Below are 17,453 nucleotides of genomic sequence, written 5' to 3' on the forward strand. Positions count from 1 at the left end.
ATTTCACAGCGGAGAGACGCTAGTTTTTGAACGCACTTCTGAGACGCACTTCGAGACGCTCTGAGCTGGGAAAACACTCGACCCCACACGCAAACATGTGGGCGTGTCAATTCCAAGGAAACGAGACGGATTGCTTGGCGCGTGGATCGGTTGTCGTGCTGCTCCGATAGCCCCCGTCAACGATTCTGGGGAGGGTGTGGGACGCAACGGGCGGTCCACCCATGCCTTTCCCGGTCTAGAGATGTGTCGGAGGACTCCCAGCTTCTCGAGCCCAGTGGCCAGCGCGGCATGGGCGCATTCGGCGATCGCGGTGTACGAGCGTGCACCGGCACACATCGTGGCCAGCGCAACTGACAGGATCGCCGTGAGATGGTGCCGCACCCCGCGTCGGGCACGTGGATCGGGCACCAGGTCGAGCATGCCGAGGGATCCCGGTGTCGGACACTCGGGGGCGCATGGGCGAAAATAAGACTGCGGGCGCGGTCCGTTCCTGATGATGTAAACCACCGATAAGGAATCCGACACCATGCCCCGTACCAACCAGCGTCTCGAACTCACCTGGTTCAACAAAGACAAGGCGCTCATCTCTACGGAGCAGGGGAAGTACGGATACTCATGGGTCGATGCTCGAGATCCCCGGTACTGCGAGACGCACACCCTCGTCGAGGGCGAATACATCGAGGGGGTCCAGGCCGAGAAGGAAGATGGTCTGTCTTATTCGGAGCTGGCGGATCTGGAGCCGACGACGGATAACCTGCTCATTAACGGTGAGTCCGGCGATGTCCTGGAGGCGTTGACCCGTGTCCCGGAGCTGGCCGACAAGTACCTGGGCAAGATCAAGCTCTGCTACATCGACCCGCCGTTCAACACCGCCGAGGCGTTCACACACGCTGACTACGAGGACAACCTGGAGCACTCGGTCTGGTTGACGATGATGCGGGATCGCCTGGTACACATCAAGAAGCTCCTCACCAATGACGGTTCAATCTGGGTACACCTAGATGACGGTGAAAACCACCGGATGCGTGTCCTTCTCGACGAGGTTTTCGGGGCCGGAAATTTCATGGCAGAGGTCGTGTGGCAGAAGGCTGACTCGCCCCGTCGGGGTGACGGATTTTCAGACGACCACGACATCATTCTCGTCTATCGCAAGTCTTCGCATCACCGCGTCAACCACATGCTCCGAACTGTGGCAGACAACGCGCGGTTCACGAATCCCGACAATGATCCGAATGGTCCGTGGTGGGATGGCGATCCGACTGCGAACCATGGGGATGGCTCGGGAGGCATGTGTTACGCCATCCAGAATCCACTTACCGGAGCGATGATGCGCCCGCCAAAGGGTGGTAGCTGGAGGTACGCACAAGCGCGGATTTTCGAGGCGCTCAACCAGTGGGTTCCCTACCGGTACGAGAACCTCCATGACAAGGAATGGCGAGCGCAGAACGAGGGCGTCCCGGTAAGTAAGGCCAGCGACGATGTCTGCGCTTTGGTGCTGGACGTCCCACTTGCGGAGGCTGTTGCTCGGGTTCATGCACGAAGGCAGCAGGAAGATCTTCCAGAGATTCTGATCCGATCCACTGGGGGCCTCGGGCGAAAGGCGTACGTCCCCGCTACCGGCACTAATCCCCGTACGTGGTGGTCCAACGCAGAGGTCGGCCATAACAGGGCCGCGAAGTCCGAGATCAAGGCTCTCTTCCCCGACATCAATGCCTTCTCCACGCCTAAGCCTGAGCGGCTTCTGGAGCGGATCATTCACATTGCCACCGACCCTGGTGACATCGTTCTTGATGTGTTCGCTGGATCGGGTACCACCGCCGCGGTCGCGCACAAGATGAGACGACGCTGGGTGACCGCCGAGCTGCTGCCGGAGACGGTCGAGAAGTTCACTCTGCCGCGCTTGACGAAGGTTGTCCGCGGCGAGGATCCTGGCGGGATCACCTCCGTCGAGGGCGAGCGTGTCGATGCGACAGAAGACGGACTTCCTGGCGATTTGAGCGCCCCAGAAGCGTTCGCTCTAACCCAGGCCCTCGGAAAGATCGCCAAGGTCGTTTCGGCTCCGGTTGACCTCGCCAAGGTCGTCGGTGACGCTGTCCGCGCAGACTCCAAGACTGACGATCCGGCACTCGACAACGATGAGGCCAAGACGCTGCGTCGTCTCATGCGCAAGCTCGCCGGGGCAGAGGCTCTCGAGACCGACTTCCTGCCGTACGTCAAGAAGTCTGTGGGTGGCCAGCTCAAGACGAAGAAGTCCCCCGACACGATTAACTGTCGCGGCGGTGGCGGGTTCCGGGTCGCTCACCTGTCCCCGGCGTGCTTCGACTACAACCCAGATCTTGGACTGGTCACGCTCACCGAGGCTGCGTTCGAGGGGGACAACCTCGCTCGTGCAGTCGCTGCGCACCTGAACTTCCACCTCACTCCAGAAAACCGGGCATTCACCGGAAAACGGGGACGAACACGGCTAGTCGTAACCACTGCCGCCGCTACGCCTGAGTACGTCAAAGAGCTGGTGCCTCACCTGGACGACGACGAGAAACTCGTCCTGGCCTCTACGTCCGTGGACCCCGACGCCCAACAAACACTACGCAAGGCCTGTCGAGGATCACGGGTGGTCCACATTCCCAACGACCTGTTCCGCGTCCACGAGATCGAGGGCTGAGACGAGATGATCCCGAACTTCTACGCCGATACTGATCTCATCGAGGAGGTCTCCAGTGGGTTCGCGCTACGTGAGACCAACAAGCGTGCGCTCGCTGTGCTGGTGGAGCGTTTAGCCGGGGACTACGACCCCCAGGTGCCGCTGGTGATGGACATGGCGACCGGGGCGGGGAAGACGTACTTGATGGCGGCGTTCATCGAGTGCTTACGTCGCCTCGGGTACGCGAACGTCCTCATCGTCACACCCGGCCTGGTTGTTCAGCACAAGACGTTGGGCAACTTCACCGCTGGACACCCCAAGTACATCGAGGGGTCGGGCCTTCCTGCCAAGGTGGTCACTCCGGATAACTACATCTCGCAGCTCCAGGGGTCGATCCATGACCAGGACCTCGGGGGAGAGATTCGCTCGAACATCTACGTATTCAACATCCAGCAGCTCATCGCCCCGGCTTCCCTCGACGGCTCCACCACCGAGGGTAAGGATGCGTCTCGTCGCGGAATCCGCAAGTACAACGAGTTCGTGGGTGTGCTCTACGACGACCTCGCAGCGATGGACGACCTGGTCGTCATCGCGGACGAACACCACCTGTACGGCCCGAGTGCGAAGGCGTTCCACCAGGCCATTAAGGATCTGCACCCGGCGGCGACAATCGGCTTGACCGCCACAGCCGATGCACGAGACGAGGTGATCTTCCGCTACCCGCTGTACCAGGCGATCAGCGACGAGCACGTCAAGATGCCCATCATCGCCTACCGCAAGGGCGGGTACGGCGAACTGGGGGAGCACCAGCAGCTCCGAGACGCGGTGTCTCTACTACGAGGCAAAGAAAAGGCATTCGAGGCGTATCTCGCCGCCAACCCCGATGCCCGCAGAGTCCGCCCCTTGCTCTTCGTCGTGTGCTCAGACATCGACCATGCGAGCGAGGTCTCCGAAAAGCTCCGCACGTCGGAGTTCTTTGGCTCATCGACCTCGGTGCTCCAAGTCGATTCGGACCACATGTCCTCCCAGACTGAGCGCCTTCTGGATACTCTGGACTATCCCGACACGCCCATTCGGGCCGTGGTGAGCGTGAACAAGCTCAAAGAGGGTTGGGACGTCAAGAACATCGCCGTCATGGTCTCCCTGCGTGCGATGGGATCCGACATCCTCACCCAGCAGACGATGGGCCGCGGTCTGCGGCTGCCATTCGGTAAGTGGGTCGATGATCCGGCGATCAACGAGCTGGACATCGTCGCTCATGAGTCTTTCCGCAAGCTGTTGGATGCTGAAAACGTGCTCCGTTCTTTCGGTCTAGCGGATGCGGTTCCCCCTGCAGACGACGCCGACCGGGTGGTCTCATACAGCCAAGGAGCGGGCGCACATCTGGCAGGCTGCGACGAAACATTCACCTCTACTGATCCGACGGCGCAGCCCGGCCCCAAGCCCGTAACCGGGGATGGCACAGAAGAGGTCACCGACATCTCCATCGGAGGCCGCAGTGGTATCAAGGCACGGCAGATCGGTGACGACAATCCTGGCGACATCGCCCCTCCTGCAGAGCCTGTCATTCGAGCGAAGGTCCAGGTGATGCCGAAGTTCGCCGGGCAGACGTTCGTGTTCCCGCGGTCCACGATGAAGCGTGACGAACGGCCCTTCGAGCTCATCGACATCAGGGACGAGGAGATCGAAGCCGCGGCGAAGATCATCACCAGCCAGACAGACCGCATGGAACGGTTCGCGCTGGTCGCCGATGCCGCAGAACAACGCATCCTAGCTCGCACTCGAGTCCAGGCCACGGTCGAATCCGTGCTCACCAGCGCCGACGCGGTCAAGAATGAACTGTTCCACCAACTTTTCAATCAGAACGGCATCACCCAATCGCAGGCCAACGTCGGTGACGCCAATCGCCGGGTCATCCCACACTTAATGGCATCTGCGCCTGTCACGGAATGGACCGTGAAATCGATGGCCTCAGCGATCGCGTCACTCACCGAGCTGGTCCGGCAGAAGACTCAGGAGTACAACGCCCGTCTCAACGTGCAGGTGGACTTCGACCCCATCGAACTACCAATCGAGAACAGCTACTATCTGCCGCCGAACTCGACGGTGATAGATCAGAACACCGTCGAATCCCGTGTACAGTTCGTCGCCCGGCAGCATTACGGAGAGTGGAACGCCTCCATGTTCAGCTCAGAGTCGTTCGACTCGTATTCCGGCGAGTTCATGCTTGCTGAACTGCTCGACAAGTCTCCGGATATCACCTGGTGGAAGCGTCTCTACCGGCATGAGCAGGCGTACATCTACTACACGATCACGGACAGGTACTTTCCTGACTTCGCGGCGCTCGACACTAGTGGGAGGTTATGGATCATCGAAGGCAAGTCCGAGAAAGGCAAGTCTGACGCCGAGGTCCAGGCCAAGAAGGCTGCGGCTGAGAGCATCATCCGACGTATGAACTCCCACCCAGAGTTCGCTGGCAAGCTCTACGGCTACCTTATCGGCTACGAGTCGACCATCGCCTCATCAGAGTCCTGGGCGGAGTTGGTGGAGAAGGCCAAGCCCGCGATCACTCGCCAGTACGGGTAGGAAGACAGGTTCGGTCGATGTACCGCGAGTTTCAGGGGATCGACGAGCCATGTTCGCACACGTCGAATCCGGCGAACACCGCGTTGACCACCGCCTGATAAGGCGGGCGCGGCGCGTGACGCCGAGGACCACTTCCCGCCAATCCTGCGTCGCACATAGATCAAGTGGTTTGCCTGACATAATGGACGGTTATCGGACGGCAAGGCCATAGAACAAGGTGTAGGAGATAGATCTTAATCTCAACACGTCCGCGTTCTATCTGGCCTTCACGTCTGACAACGGCCTTATTCACGCCGTGACCTCAAGCCGATCACTGCCACTGCATATTTCTATCGGATGCTCACCCTGCCCCAACCGCGTGCGGGTAGTTCGCAACGAAAGCGATGTCGCAGGCCATCCCGCAGCGAACTACGGCCGTGCGGTTCGGTAGCGTTTCAACGATGCAGACTCCTAGCAGCCCGGACGAAGATTTCACCAATGAAATTCTCAGTTTGCTTTCAACCCACACAGCACTGCCATATCTATTCGTGGGTAGCGGAATGTCCCGACGCTACCTTGATCTCCCAGACTGGTCCGGGCTATTGCGGCATTTTGCAACCGAAGCGAAGGTCAACTACGGTTACTTATACTCCTCCGCGGAAGGTGACTATCCCGCACTTGCCAGAGAATTAGCTAGAGAGTTCCATGAGATTTGGTGGAACGAACCAAAGTACGCCAAAAGTCGCACTAAACATAGCGATCAAGTAGTCGACAAACAGATGGCTCTGAAAGTGGAGATATCTGACTACCTATCGACAAAATCTGAGCTCAGAAAAGGGACGCCTGGCGTCGACGTCGATGCCCTCCGAGATGAGGTCGATCGATTCAAAAAAGTCGTAATTGGCGGCGTGATCACAACCAATTACGACAAGCTGGTCGATCAAATTTTCCCTGACTTTCCAGCATATGTAGGACAACAACAATTATTACTCAGCGATGCCCAATTTGTCGCTGAGACTTATAAAATTCACGGATCAGTGGAAGATCCCTCCTCGCTTGTTCTCACAAAGCAGGACTACGATCATTTCGAAAAGCGCGACAAGTACCTCGCCGCGAAGTTACTTACTATTTTTGCGGAGCATCCCGTCTTATTCCTTGGATACTCCATCGAGGATGAGAATATCCTTAGAATTCTTGAAAATATTACTTGCGCCGTCGGCGCGGACAGGATCTCTGAACTTGGGGACAGAATGTTCTATGTTGAATGGGACAAATCGGTTGATTCACCGAAAATTGAGCCTTATCTCATGAAACTCGAAGAAGGGATAATTCCATTACGGCGTATCCGGATCAACTCGTTTTCTCCATTATTCGACGCTTTGGTCCAGCTCGAACCCCCTATGCCTGCACAAGTGGTTCGAATGCTAACAAAGCACGTATATGACATAGTCCGTGATCCTGATGTGACGCGACAGCCCGTAATTGCCGTCCCGATCAATTCTCCAGGAGCTGACGGCCTCAAAGTTATCTTTGGTGTGGGGCCGTACCAAAACAGCGATATCGAGGGACTATCCACCCTAGGACTGCGCGGAATTGACCGACGGAGAATAGTTCAGGACATCCTAAAGGACAAGCCGATTTCCGCGGACCCTGATCAGCTTCTAAAAGAGGCATTACCGGAGGTTTTAAAGAGGGCAAGTTTTGGATACGTTCCTATCTTTAAGTATCTGGCTGAATCTGGACGTATAAACAGAAACGGAAAAGTAAATACGAAGGGACTGCCGGAAGAAATCCAGAACTGCATTAACAAAAACCGCAGCATGAACATTCAAGATTCTGCCAAGAAACGCTTTGAACGAGATGTCGATGGAATCTTAACTTCGCCAGCCGAGATCATGAGCTCTGACCTCTCCTACACATTCAAGATGGAGAGCTTAATCCTTCTCAATCCTAGCGGTTATCAAGTAGGCGAGTTACGGGACGTCCTATTGGTGATCCTTAAATCGGAAGGCGTGAATTCGAAATCGACCGGGTTTTTTCGTGCCGTGTGCCACTATGACCGGTTGAAGTTCGATGTACGATCGTGAATCCTAACTAAAATCCAGCCGGTCTTGACTGGATCCCCGTGAACAGGTCCAGTCAATAGGCTCCGTGCTCTACCCGACCGACGACGAGGGCCCCGGCGAGTAGCCTTCATCCGCAGGACAGGCTGGCTCTTACTGGGACACTCTCCTGTAGCCCTACTGCCCTCGCGCGCAAGGCATCTCAGCCATGCCAAATACACTTCGCCATCGACTGCTTCGAGACCGTATGGCTATCGCCGCGATCATCGCCGTGGCAGCACTTTGATCTAGAGAGGTGTTCATCGCAACACAGCAGCTGCCGACGAAGCCCTGTATCGCGCCAAACACGAAGAACGCGACGGCACCACCCTCGCACGCCCCAACAACGGCGAAACGCACTGAACATATGGGCAGTCTGATAATGGCTGCGCCCGCGGCGTCGCCATCGAAGCGTGGAGTAATACGACCAGTTCGGATGTGCAGGGTTTACCAGGCCAACGCTACCGTTCCTTGAATCGCCAGTCCCATTCGGCGTCGTAATCAGGATGGTGCGAGAACCATGTCGCGGCGTATAGAAGCGGCAGATCGTTGAGCCTGTCTTCGGGTAGACGCGCGAGCGCCTCTGAGACGTAGCTGCGGAACTTGTCGTAATAGTCGACGAACCCTTGAGCGTAGGAAGCCACCCCTGCTGGCGGATTCGCGGCCAGACTGGCCCGCACGCTCTCTGCCTGCTCCTGCTGTTCGTCTAGACGAGCACTGACGAATTCTGTGATATCCACGTGGCAATCCTACGGATGCAGACCTATGCAGAGGCGGTCGGATATGCCCCGCAGTTCCGCATCGACGGCCGACTTCCACCACACCGAGCTAGGTGTCGGTTCAAACAAGTGATCACGCCCGATTTGTGCAGTTCAGTCTGCTGGCGCGGGGTCAAAGTAGTCGTTGTAGCGTTGCCGCAAATTGTAGTAACTCACCACTGCCGCACTGCGCTGCTGATCAGAGGAAAGCCCGAGCTTCTCAAACATCACCAGGTGCAACAGGGTTTTCGTTACGTAGGTCAGTGCGGGTCTGACCTCGCGAGGAATCTTGTCCATGCCGTCCCACGATGAATGACCGATCGCGTTGCGCGCATTGACCATCCAGGTGACCCACTTGGCCCGGTCGCGGAGCACTGTAGCGACGGCCTCGCTGTCGGGGATCGAGGCCAGCTCGCGCATCCGTGTCGCGAAGCCCGGCTGGTTCCGTTGGATCGCTGAAAGTGCCCATTGCCGCGCCGGGCCGTCGGGCAAAGCCTTGATGTGGCCCTTGAGGTCCTCGTGTTCCCGGTCGGAGATACCGGTTGTATCCGGCTGCAGAATCTGGTGGAAACCCTCGGCGGCGGATGCAACATTAAATAGCTTGTTCTGAAAGTACCCGCGGCCGCCGTAGTCGAGACTGAACAACACCGAACCCGACATCCCCAACTGCGCACGCAATCTCAGCCAGTCGGGGATGAACCGATCGGGGACGGTGCTCAGCACGAACACGGGATGCCAACGACGCTCGATCACGGCGTCGGCCTTCATCCATATCTGGACCGGGGTGCCGTCACTGGTGGACAGGACGGACGACTCGATCCGGCAGTCCGCATTGCCCGCCAGAGTCAGGAGGTCTTCGAACGCCTGGATGGTGGTGTCGAAATCCGCCCAACGACGGGGTACATCGGACTCAATGACCAGCTGGACCTCGCGGCCTACACGGCGCAGGCTGAGCTGCTCGCCAGGACGTTGAGGGTTGGTCATCTGCTCGGGCAGCGGCGGCGCATCACGGTCTCGGGTTGCCCAGTCGGTCAGGTTGGACAGGCTCACCGACACCTGGCAGAAGATGGGATCATCGGCGGAGGCGATGTGGGCGCCGATTAACGCCACGTGCACGTGAACCTCCTGCGTCAAGTGCCTGTCGGACAGGACTAAGCAGCCCAGCAGAGTCACCAGTGCGCCGTCAGCGGTTTCACCCCACACAATCTGGCCCTCGTTGGCGCACGGGACGATACGGTGGTCTAGCTTGAGGCGAAGGGAACCGTCGTCGACGGTGGTGAGGGTGCCGGTGCCGGTGCGGTCGCGATTGGATGGCATCCACCACTGCCCGTTGTCCACGATCACCGATCTGCCTCCGACCTCAGTCCTTGTCGCGCAGCCCGGATGGACGTCGCTGATCAAACAATTCGCTTGTAGGCCATCCAAGGAGGAACGTCTCCGCCTTCAATGATTGATACCAGGGCATTATCCTTGCCGATTCGAAACCAACCCGCTGAGCGTCCTCCTGCGGGTTTGGGTGTGCGTTTTGACCATCGTCATAACGGACGATCTCAAACACGCTCCTGCGTGCGCTTCACCTGGAAAATTTCAGCGCTGTCCATCCATTTTGCTGTCCGTTGAAAAAATCCGGTATGGCATAGTTTCTAGCGGACAGTTTGTGTGTGGGGCGTCGTGAACGGCGAAAATCCGACTGGAATGAAGACCGGTCTTTACGCGCGCGTGAATACTTCCGCCCAGGGATTCGTCGATTCAGGTCGGACTTCTAGCCAAGGCAAGAGGTCGGCGATCACGCCACTCCAACGCTCAACAATGCGATCAACACTGTCCGGTGACGACGACGCACTGGGCGGCCAAACTCGACCGTCTTTTTCACACCGCGCGGATCTCAAAAGAGACAGTCAAGAAGTTGGTGAGGAAAAAGCAGCGCCGGGTCGACCAACGAGATAATCTACGACCCCATTGATCCGATGGGCAATGTTCATCGGCGCCCTCGCGCTGACGATCGAGTTGGAGTCGGATCTGATCCGGAATAGCCGCGCCAAGTGACATCAAAGATGTCTGCGTGACAATTCAATCGCGGTTTGAATCATCCAGCCCGCTTGGCCCGTTCCGCCATATCCATTGCCGCAGCTTCCTCGGGAGTGGGCGCCCCTCCCCCAAGCCGGCGCGGGACCCAGTACGCACCCGGCTCATGAGCAAACCCATCCTGAATGTGCCGCAAGATAGCATCCATCTCAATCCGCAGAATCTCGGTGAGTGCATCCGCCGGCTCTACCGGATCAATTGGCGATCCAACCTCCACGGAGATAGGAAAGTGGTTGCGGCCCAAATTCTTCGGGCCACCCTTTGTCACCACCCGCTGTGCACCCCAGACGATCACAGGAATGATCGGCACCTTCGCTTCGATGGCCATCCGGGCAGCACCGGACTTGAATTCCTTGATCTCGAAGCTCCGGCTGATTGTCGCTTCCGGGTACACGCCAACCAATTCGCCACGGCGCAATGCGTCGACCCCTGCTTGGAAGGCCGATGCACCCGCCGAGCGATCCACTTCGATGACGCCACACCCCCGCATGAGGAACGCGAGAACCTTGTTGTTCGCCAATTCCGTTTTGGCCATCACCCGGAGCTTCCGCTTCGACTCGCGCACGGCGAGGGCCGCGTGGATGAAGTCCAGGTAGCTCGTGTGGTTGATCGCGATCACCGCTCCGCCGGTGTGCGGAACGTTCTCGGTGCCAGTTCGGGTGACCGCCAAACCCTGTAGACGGCAGAGAACACGCGCGGTGGTCTCGACTGCCGTGTACACGGGTTCGGCGGTCACGGGCTCAGCCTTCCGACTTGCGGGCCTCGCGTGCCTTTGCCTTGGCCTCGGCTTCTTCGGCGTCCATCTTGTCTGCCTGTTCGAGAGTCGGCGCGCTGCCACCCAATCGTGCGGGTACCCAGTACTCGCCGGCGGGATGCTCGTAGCCCTTCTGAGCCTCGAGCAGCAATTCCTGCATCGTCGAGCGCAGCTTGGCCGTCAGTTCACTAGCCGGCTCGAAAGGCTGGATGGGCTCACCGACAGCGATCGAGATCGGAGTATTGGTGCGACCCAGCCGCTTCGGATACCCCTTGGTCCAGACGCGCTGCGCGCCCCAGATCGCAACGGGGATGATCGGAACACCGGCCTCGATTGCCATGCGTGCAGCACCGGACTTGAATTCCTTGATCTCGAAGCTCCGGCTGATCGTGGCCTCGGGATATACGCCGACCAGTTCACCGCGCTTGAGGAAGTCGACGGCCGCCTTGTAGGAATCAGCACCCGCGCCGCGGTCGACGGGGATGTGCTTGAGGGCTCGCATGATGGGCCCGGAAATCTTGTTGTCGAAAACTTCCTTCTTGGCCATGAACCGGATGTACCGCTTCGGGGTGCGCGCCGGCAGACCCGCATAGGTGAAGTCCATGTACCCGGTGTGGTTGATCGCGATCACCGCTCCACCGGTTGCGGGGATATTCCGATCGCCTTGAACCGAGAACTTCAGGCCTTCGAACGCGAAGACGGTACGGGCGATGCCGATGACTGTTCTGTATACGGGGTCCACAGGTTCCCAGCCTAGCGGTGAACCCGTGATCTGACCCACCGCGTGGGCGCGTGTTTCCCATGGTGACGTCGGGTTATCCGCGGTGCTGAGGGGTTGCCTGATCGAACCCGCTGCGCGGAGGGCCTACCCTGGTACCGTCGCTCAGCACATTTTCAGGAGGCATACCAGTGCAGGTCACCAGCGTCGGTCACGCCGGATTCCACATTCAGACGACCGCAGGCTCGATCCTGTGCGATCCGTGGGTCAACCCCGCGTATTTTGCGTCGTGGTTCCCGTTCCCGGATAACTCGGAGTTGGATTGGGACGCCATCGGTAATTGCGATTACCTGTACGTCTCGCACCTTCACAAGGATCATTTCGATCCCGAGAACCTGAGCAAGCACGTCAACAAGGACGCCACGGTGCTGCTGCCGGACTACCCGGTCCCGGACCTCAAGCGTGAGCTCGAGAAGCTCGGTTTCCACAAGTTCTTCGAAACCGAGGATTCCGTCAAGCACACCGTCTCGGGCCCCAAGGGTGACCTGGAGATCATGATCATCGCCCTGCGCGCCCCGGCCGACGGCCCGATCGGCGATTCAGGCATCGTGATTTCCGACGGCGAGACCACGTGCTTCAACATGAACGACGCGCGCCCGGTCGACATGGACGTCCTCGGCGAGCAGTTCGGCAAGATCGACATCCACCTTCTGCAGTACTCGGGCGCCATCTGGTACCCGATGGTCTACGACATCCCGAAGGGCACCAAGCGCAACTTCGGCAAGCAGAAGCGTCAGCGCGGCATGGACCGCTGCCGTAGCTACATCGAGCAGGTCGACGCCACCTGGGTTGTCCCGTCGGCCGGCCCGCCGGTTTTCCTCGACGACGCTCTGCGTGACCTCAACGACGATCACGACGACGAGGGAAACATCTTCCCCGACCAGATCGTGTTCCTCGAGCAGATGCGCATCCACGGCAACAACGGTGGCCTGCTGATGATCCCCGGTTCCGTCGTGGACATTCATGGCAGCGAAGCTGTTCTGTCCCATCCGATTCCGGATGACGAGGTCGACAAGATCTTCTCGAACAAGGCCGAGTACATCGAGAACATGGCCAAGAAGATGGCTCCCGTGCTCGCCGCCGAGAAGGCGTCGTGGGCACCGGCCGAGGGCGAACCACTCCTCGAAGCGATCAAAGCGAAGTTCGAGCCCATCATGGCGCAATCGGACGTCATCTGCGACGGTATCGGCTACCCGGTCGGACTTGTGATGGGCGACGAGACGGTAGTTCTCGACTTCCCGAAGCGTCTTGTCCGCGAGCCCATCGAGGGTGAAGGCAAGTACCGCTACGGATTCCGCATCGCACCCGAGTTGGTTCGCACCGTTTTGCGCGACGACGAACCCGACTGGGTCAACACCATCTTCCTCTCCACTCGCTTCCAGGCGTGGCGTGTAGGTGGGTACAACGAATTCCTCTACACGTTCTTCAAGTGCCTCACCGACGAGCGCATCGCCTACGCCGACGGCTGGTTCTCCGAAGCCCACGACGACACTGCATCCATCGAGCTGGGTGGCTACGAGATTCAGCGTCGTTGCCCGCATCTGAAGGCCGACCTCACCAAATTCGGTGTGGTGGAAGGCAACAAGCTCACGTGCAACCTGCACGGCTGGCAGTGGGATCTCGAATCCGGTGCCTGCAAGACGTCCAAGGGACACGAGCTGCGCACTCGAAAGCTCTAACCCCGACATAGCCGAGAGCGGGGCTGCAGGTCATCAGACCTGCAGCCCCACTTCATGTTACGGGCGAAGAACGATCGCTTTCTGCCTTACGAGCCGAAGATATTACCCAGAGAACCCGATCCACCGATTCCCGTCTCCGCTTCGGTAACGTTGATCGTCGAACCGGCAGATTCCGACGCCTTCATCCCGGGACCACCGCTGAACACCGCAGTGATCGAATGATTACCCGCGGCGGCGAAGGTGTGATCAAGAACAGCAACACCGTTGACCACATTCACCGCGGTACCCAACGGCACATTGCCCTCGAAGAACTGCACCGTCCCGACACTGCCCAGCGGAGACACGTTGGCCTTCAACTGAACATTCTTACCCACGACGCCCGATGCCGGAGCATTCAACGTTGTCGTGGTATCCACATCAGTCGGCGCCTCGACAGTCACGTTGACCGTCGCCGCGTTCGATGTCGAGCCAGCCAACGTACCTGAACCGCTGTACACAGCAGTCACCGTAACCGTACCGGCGACGTTGAACGTGTGCGTCATCGTCGCTGCTCCGTTAACCACAGGAACGGAACCAACACTGACTCCGTCGACCTTGAAGGCGACCGTGCCGCCCGACGGAGCCGGATCACCTGAAGGCTGGCCGGCAACAGCAGCGGACAGATCCAGTTCCACACCGACCTTCGCTTCACCGGCAACACTGAGCACCGTTGTCGAAGTCGTGTCGACCACCGCTGCATCAGAAACCGTCACCAGTGACGGACCCGCACTCGACGCCACAAAACCCGCACCCGCAAAATCAGCCGTCACCGACTGCACACCCGCAACAGCAAACGCATGCGAAAGAGTCGCAACACCATTCGACACAGAAGCAGTACCAACCTCGACACCCGCAATCTTGAACGACACCGAACCCACAGCCGAAGCCGGAGTCACAGCCGCCGTCAAATCAACAGCAACACCCGTCGACGCAACAGACGGAACCGTCAAACCCAGCGTCGTATCAACATCAACCGCAACAGGATCAGAAACCGTCACCGTCTTATCAGAAGCAACCGAATCATTGAACCCCGCACCCGCAGTGAAACTCGCCGTAATCGAATGCGCACCAGCAGAACCAAACGCGTGCGAAACAGTCCCAACACCACCGACAACACTCACAGCCGAACCAATATCGACCCCGTTGTCCTGGAACTGCACCGTACCCGCCGCATTCGCCGGAGCAACCGTCGCCGTCAAATCAACAGCAACACCCGTCGACGCAACAGCCGGAACTGTCAAACCAAGCGCGGTATCAACATCAGCCGGAACCGGATCAGAAACCGTCACCAGTGACGGACCCGCACTCGAGGCCACAAAACCAGCACCCGCAAAATCTGCCGTCACCGACTGCACACCCGCAACAGCAAACGCATGCGAAAGAGTCGCAACACCATTCGACACAGAAGCAGTACCAACCTCGGCACCCGCAACCTTGAACGACACCGAACCCACAGCCGAAGCCGGAGTCACAGCCGCCGTCAAATCAACAGCAACACCCGTCGTCGCAACAGACGGAACCGACAAACCCAGCGTCGTATCGATATCAGCCGGAGCCGACACGGCCACGGTGACCGAAGCCGAGATCGGTCCGACACCAACAGTATTGGCTGCAACAGCAGTCACGGTCAGGGTGCCGGGTTCGCTGGTGACAATGTCACAGCTGAAAGCCCCGGCAGCATTTGCAGTATCTTTGCACGTCTTGTCACCAGCTATGACGGTGACCTCCGAATTGGCCTCAGCCTTACCGGAAACCGTCACAGTGCCGCCGACAACAACAGAAGTCGGGTTAACGGTGATTTCAGTGGGAGCCGCCGGCACGGTCGGCGCAGCTGCCACAGTTCCGGTCTGCGGGGCCGAGGTCGATACCGCGTTGGTGGCGTCGCTGAGGTACTTCGCGGTGATCGAGTACGGCTGGCCACCGTCCGCGCCGGCCGGAGTCCACGCGTAGGTAGCGGTCCCGCTAGCGATCGTGCCGGTACCGAGGAGATTGCCGTTGTTGAAAAAGTCGACGTTGCCGGTGACACCCGCAGTGACGGTGGCTGTCAGGGTCGAGGCCCGATCAGCCTGCGGTGCAGGCGCCACAGCGAGGGTGGTCTGAGTCGCGGCCTTTGCAACTGTGATGGACGGACCCGCATTGGCGGTTTCCGAGCCCGTATTCTGATTCGCGCTGATGCCGGCACCCGTTATCAGGGCAACGTCTCGGGCACAGTTCTGGCCGACGGTGTACTGGACCGTGTAGTCGATGTTCCGATCGACGGCGCTGCGGATCCACGATCCTGTCATGCGCACGAATGTGGAGTTGGTCGAATCCGTGGTGACACCCTTACCGCTGACTCGTGACGAATCCGCGACGTAGGTGAGGCAGTCCGGGTGAATGTCCTTGAAGGCGCTGATGGTCGGAGCGAGACCACCGTTCCAACGAATGTTGTTCGTGACGGTGATTGTATCGCCGGGGACTGGCGTGCCGTTGCTGATCGTGCGGTTGAATGTCCAACTGCCGGATGTCGTCGATACGCTCACGGGCGCAGCGGATGCGGCCATGACGCCGAACGACGTGGCGAAGCCCACCGCTATCGCGGCGGTGCTGGCACCGGCTAACAGCCGACGTAACTTCTTGTCTTTCATAGATTTCGAGCCTCTCTTTGCGATGCACTGACTGAACGGAACAACCGCCGCAGCCAGTGCCACAACAGCAGTTGAGTTAGAGCCGAATCTGCTGTGCAGCAGATAGCGATCAGGAGTCAAGGGAGAGGCCACCCCGCGAGCCGGTCTGCAGACAGAGTTAGCTCGGTGCCCACGTAGATCGAGGTTACGACGACGGTTACCCCAACTGCCCCGATTGACGGTCCTTTCAGCCGGGCAATGCCCCTTGCACCTACAGGCGCAAGGGGCATCACATCATCGGAAAATCAGGAACCAAACGGCAGCGACAGCGATCCGAGCGAACCGAAGTCACCACCCCCGTTACCGACGTTCACAACCGATGCGGTCGAAGTGGAACCCGTAACACCCTGGGCCCCGCTGTACACCGCGGTGATCGAATGGTTGCCGGTCGTGGTGAAGGTGTGGCTCAGCACGGCCTGCCCACCCACAACATCAACCGCCATTCCGATCGGAGTAGTTCCGTCGAAGAACTGGACGGTTCCCGACGTCGCGCCGGAAGAACTGACCACAGCCTTCAGCTGCACCGACGTACCGACCTTCGCCGAAGACGGAGCCGTCAACGACGTAGAGCTCTCGACATCCGCGACTGTCGGTACCGTGACATTGACGTCGACGGACTCCGCCGTGGATGAAGTGAACACTCCGGAGCCGCTGAATACGGCCGAGACTGCAAAGGTGCCTTCTGCTCCGAATACGTGCGGCAGCTTGGCAACTCCGTCAACAACCGCGACCGGGGCGCCCAGATCGACTCCACCGATCTTGAACTGAACAGTTCCGCCCGACGGCACAACGTCATTCGAGGGATCCTCGGACACCGTCGCGAAGAGATCCACGGGAAGTCCAACCTTGGCTTCACCCTGAACACTCAGAACCGTCTTGGTTGCCTTGTCGACCGGAGCCGGATCAGACACAGTCACCGTCTGAGCCAACGCTGACGAACCGACAAACCCTGCTCCAGCGGTGAAATCAGCGGTAATGCTCTGCGTGCCAGCAGCATTAAACGCATGCGACAACACAGCAGACCCACCGGCAACAGTCACCGGAGAACCAATCGCCACACCATTCGACTTGAACTGCACACTGCCCACCGCATCCGAAGGAGCAACCGTCGCCGTCAAATCAACCGCCGTACCCGTAACCGCAGTAGCAGGAACCGACAACGACGTCGTCGTCTCCACATCCACCGGAGCCGGATCAGACACAGTCACCGTCTGAGCCAACGCCGACGAACCCACAAACCCTGCACCCGCCGTGAAATCAGCGGTAATACTCTGCGCACCAGCAGCATCGAACGCATGCGACAACACAGCAGACCCACCGGCAACAGTCACCGGAGAACCAATCGCCACACCATTCGACTTGAACTGCACACTGCCCACCGCATCC

Annotated in this window: 11 protein-coding genes; 4 read left to right on the plus strand and 7 right to left on the minus strand. The window is 59.1% G+C overall.

The genetic code is table 11. The annotated features are described in order from the left end of the window. Positions 1-3 precede the first annotated feature (3 nt). A complete protein-coding gene (locus tag ACFRFQ_RS26760) occupies positions 4-585 on the minus strand; it encodes a transposase family protein (RefSeq protein WP_378664546.1) in 582 nt (193 codons plus the stop codon). On the opposite strand from ACFRFQ_RS26760, the gene ACFRFQ_RS26765 reads away from it, so the two are divergent. The 3 genes from ACFRFQ_RS26765 to ACFRFQ_RS26775 all read left to right on the plus strand — a co-directional run bounded on the left by ACFRFQ_RS26765 (position 527) and on the right by ACFRFQ_RS26775 (position 7,293). Continuing rightward, positions 527-2,662 (plus strand): site-specific DNA-methyltransferase, encoded by a 2,136-nt coding sequence (locus tag ACFRFQ_RS26765; protein WP_378664548.1) that lies wholly within the window; start codon positions 527-529, stop codon positions 2,660-2,662. The genes ACFRFQ_RS26760 and ACFRFQ_RS26765 overlap by 59 nt on opposite strands. A gap of 6 nt (positions 2,663-2,668) precedes the next feature. Next, the gene (locus ACFRFQ_RS26770) at positions 2,669-5,227 is read left to right on the plus strand and encodes a DEAD/DEAH box helicase (RefSeq protein WP_378664550.1); all 2,559 of its coding nucleotides are present in this window, start codon (positions 2,669-2,671) and stop codon (positions 5,225-5,227) included. Between the two features lie 440 nt (positions 5,228-5,667). Continuing rightward, positions 5,668-7,293, plus strand: a complete 1,626-nt coding sequence (locus tag ACFRFQ_RS26775; RefSeq protein ID WP_378664552.1) for an SIR2 family protein — start codon at positions 5,668-5,670, stop codon at positions 7,291-7,293. 476 nt (positions 7,294-7,769) lie between these two features. Here the strand turns inward: ACFRFQ_RS26775 and ACFRFQ_RS26780 are convergent, their stop codons facing one another. The 4 genes from ACFRFQ_RS26780 to ACFRFQ_RS26795 all read right to left on the minus strand — a co-directional run bounded on the left by ACFRFQ_RS26780 (position 7,770) and on the right by ACFRFQ_RS26795 (position 11,647). After that, positions 7,770-8,048 carry a hypothetical protein gene (locus tag ACFRFQ_RS26780; RefSeq protein ID WP_378664554.1) on the minus strand — a complete coding sequence of 93 codons (279 nt, stop codon included), beginning with the start codon at positions 8,046-8,048 and terminating at the stop codon, positions 7,770-7,772. 132 nt (positions 8,049-8,180) lie between these two features. Next, positions 8,181-9,410 (minus strand): HEPN domain-containing protein, encoded by a 1,230-nt coding sequence (locus ACFRFQ_RS26785; protein WP_378664556.1) that lies wholly within the window; start codon positions 9,408-9,410, stop codon positions 8,181-8,183. Positions 9,411-10,152: 742 nt separating this feature from the next. Then, complete coding sequence (locus tag ACFRFQ_RS26790) at positions 10,153-10,887, minus strand: lysophospholipid acyltransferase family protein (RefSeq protein WP_378664558.1); 735 nt, start codon at positions 10,885-10,887, stop codon at positions 10,153-10,155. Positions 10,888-10,891: 4 nt separating this feature from the next. Next, positions 10,892-11,647 (minus strand): lysophospholipid acyltransferase family protein, encoded by a 756-nt coding sequence (locus ACFRFQ_RS26795; RefSeq protein WP_378664560.1) that lies wholly within the window; start codon positions 11,645-11,647, stop codon positions 10,892-10,894. Positions 11,648-11,814: 167 nt separating this feature from the next. On the opposite strand from ACFRFQ_RS26795, the gene ACFRFQ_RS26800 reads away from it, so the two are divergent. Beyond that, the gene (locus ACFRFQ_RS26800) at positions 11,815-13,362 is read left to right on the plus strand and encodes a Rieske 2Fe-2S domain-containing protein (protein ID WP_378664563.1); all 1,548 of its coding nucleotides are present in this window, start codon (positions 11,815-11,817) and stop codon (positions 13,360-13,362) included. Between the two features lie 86 nt (positions 13,363-13,448). Here the strand turns inward: ACFRFQ_RS26800 and ACFRFQ_RS26805 are convergent, their stop codons facing one another. Further along, positions 13,449-16,028 carry a beta strand repeat-containing protein gene (locus tag ACFRFQ_RS26805; protein ID WP_378664564.1) on the minus strand — a complete coding sequence of 860 codons (2,580 nt, stop codon included), beginning with the start codon at positions 16,026-16,028 and terminating at the stop codon, positions 13,449-13,451. 284 nt (positions 16,029-16,312) lie between these two features. Beyond that, on the minus strand, positions 16,313-17,453 hold a 1,141-nt coding region (locus ACFRFQ_RS26810; protein WP_378664566.1), incomplete at its 5' end, for an Ig-like domain-containing protein.

The organism is Rhodococcus sp. NPDC056743, assembly GCF_042790355.1.
GTDB lineage: Bacteria > Actinomycetota > Actinomycetes > Mycobacteriales > Mycobacteriaceae > Rhodococcus_F.